Genomic DNA, 2,198 nt, shown 5'->3' on the forward strand with positions numbered 1-2,198 from the left:
GGGAGCCGTGAAGGGTGACGGGGCGGTGCGGATGCGGGGCTATCTGCGGCAGCGGGCGCGGGGGCTTGCGGTGCTCGCCGGGTGGTCGGTGGTGGAGTCGGCGCAGACGTTCGTGGTCGGATACGCCGTTGCGAAGGCACTGGACGACGGCTTCCTGCGCGGGCGCGACGCCGCCGGGCTGTGGTGGCTCGCGCTGGCGGCCGCGACGGTGCCGATCGGCGCGTACGGCACCGCGCGGGTCTTCCGCGGGCTGGCCGGACTGGTGGAGCCGCTGCGGGACACCCTCGTGGCGCGGGTGGTGCGCGGTGGGTTGCGGGCCGCGGTGCGCGGGCGCCGGACGGGCGACGGCGCCGTGGTCTCGCGGCTGACCCACCAGGTGGAGATCGCCAGGGACACGTTCGGCGGCCTGGTCCTGGTGCTGCGCTCGTTCGTCTTCACCGCGGCCGGCGCGCTCGCCGGAATGTGCGCGCTCGCCCCGGTGTTGCTGCTGATCGTCCTGCCGCCGCTTGCCGCCGGCGTCGCACTGTTCGCGGCCGGCCTGCGCCCGCTGGCCCGCCGCCAGCACGCCTACCTCGCCGCCGACGAAGCGCTCGCCGAGGAGTACGGCGCCCTCGCCGGGGGCCTGCGCGACATCACCGCGTGCGGCGCGGAACCGCTGATGTCCGCCCGCGCCGACGCCCGCGCCGACACCGCGCTGGACACCGCCCGCGCCCTCGCCCGCTGGGGCGTGCTGCGCGCCGCCGCACTCGCCGTCGGCGGCCAACTCCCCGTGGTACTGCTGCTGGTGGCCGCGCCCTGGCTGATCCGCACGCACCGCCTCACCCCGGGCGACCTGCTGGGCGCGCTCACCTACCTCACCCAGTCCCTGCAACCGGCCCTGCAGAACCTCGTGCACACGCTGGGCGCGGCCGGCACCCGGCTCGGCGTCGTACTGCGCCGGATCGGCGGCGAGGTGGACCAACTCCCGTGCCCGGAAGCGGTGGTGGAGTATCCCGAAGCGCCCGGGTGCGTGCTGCGGCTGCGCGACGTGACCTTCGCCTACGGGCCCGGCGCGGAACCCGTGCTGCACGAACTGGAGTTGACGGTCGAGGCGGGCGAACACCTCGCCGTGGTCGGCCCGAGCGGCATCGGCAAGTCCACCCTGGCCGCCCTCGCCGCGGGCCTGCTGCGCCCCGGTCGCGGTGAGGTACGGGCCGCGGGCCGCCCCGCGCTCGTACCGCAGGAGGCGTACGTGCTGACCGGGACGGTCCGGGAGAACCTGGCGTATCTGCGGGCCGGGCCGGACGCCATGGGGGAATCGGGGGAATCGGGGGAGCCGGGTGACGGCGAACTGCTCGCCGCCGCAGGCGTGGTGGGGGCAGGGCCGCTGGTGGCCGCGCTCGGCGGGCTGGACGCCGAGGTCGATCCGGCCCGGCTGTCCGCGGGGGAGCGGCAGCTGATCGCGCTGGCCAGAACGTACCTTTCCCCGGCGGGACTTGTGGTGCTGGACGAGGCGACCTGCCACCTCGACCCGGCCGCCGAGGCCGTCGCCGAGGAGGCGTTCGCCCGGCGGCCCGGCGGCACCCTGGTGGTGATCGCCCACCGGATCAGTTCGGCCCGGCGGGCCGGCCGGGTCCTCGTGCTGGACGGCACGCACGCGGTGTGCGGTACGCACGAGGACCTGCCGGCCCGCTCGGCGCTCTACCGGGATCTGGTGGGCGGCTGGTCCGAGGCCGGCACGACCAGCGCGACCGACGCCGCCGACGGGACCGACGCGGCTACCGCTCGCGCCGTAACTACCGTGCTCGACGCGGACGGCCCGGCCGCCGCGGCCCCCTCACACCCAGCCGGCGACCTGCGAGATGCGGATCGCGTCCACCCGGTTGCGGGCCCCCGTCTTCCGGGTGATCGCGGCGAGGTAGTTGCGCACGGTGCCGTCGGACAGGTGCAGCCGGTGGGCGATCTCGGTGACCGGGGCGCCCTCGGCGCTCAGTGACAGCACGCTCAACTCGCGTCTGGTCAAAGGCATCTCGGCCGCGTGCAGGAACTCCACGGCGAGCGACTCGTCGACGAACCGTTTCCCCTGGGCGGCCTGGCGCACAGCGGTGGGCAGCCGGTCGGCCGAACGGTCCTTGTTCACGAAGCCGAGGGCGTGTGCCTCGTGTGCCCGGCGCAGGTTGCCCGGCTGGCCTGCGCCGGTGAGCACGACCAGCGCGCAC

Annotated in this window: 1 protein-coding gene and 1 pseudogene; one reads left to right on the forward strand and one right to left on the reverse strand. The window is 75.8% G+C overall.

The window, feature by feature from the left end; all coding sequences use genetic code 11:
• Nucleotides 1-31: 31 nt before the first annotated feature.
• A pseudogene (locus tag AC13HU_RS36030) lies at nucleotides 32-1,438 on the forward strand (ATP-binding cassette domain-containing protein); the annotation flags it as partial.
• Between the two features lie 378 nt (nucleotides 1,439-1,816).
• Here AC13HU_RS36030 and AC13HU_RS36035 read toward each other — a convergent pair.
• A partial coding sequence (locus tag AC13HU_RS36035) for a helix-turn-helix transcriptional regulator (protein WP_483046210.1) occupies nucleotides 1,817-2,198 on the reverse strand: 382 nt, incomplete at its 5' end.

Source organism: Streptomyces sp. NH27, assembly GCF_056859195.1.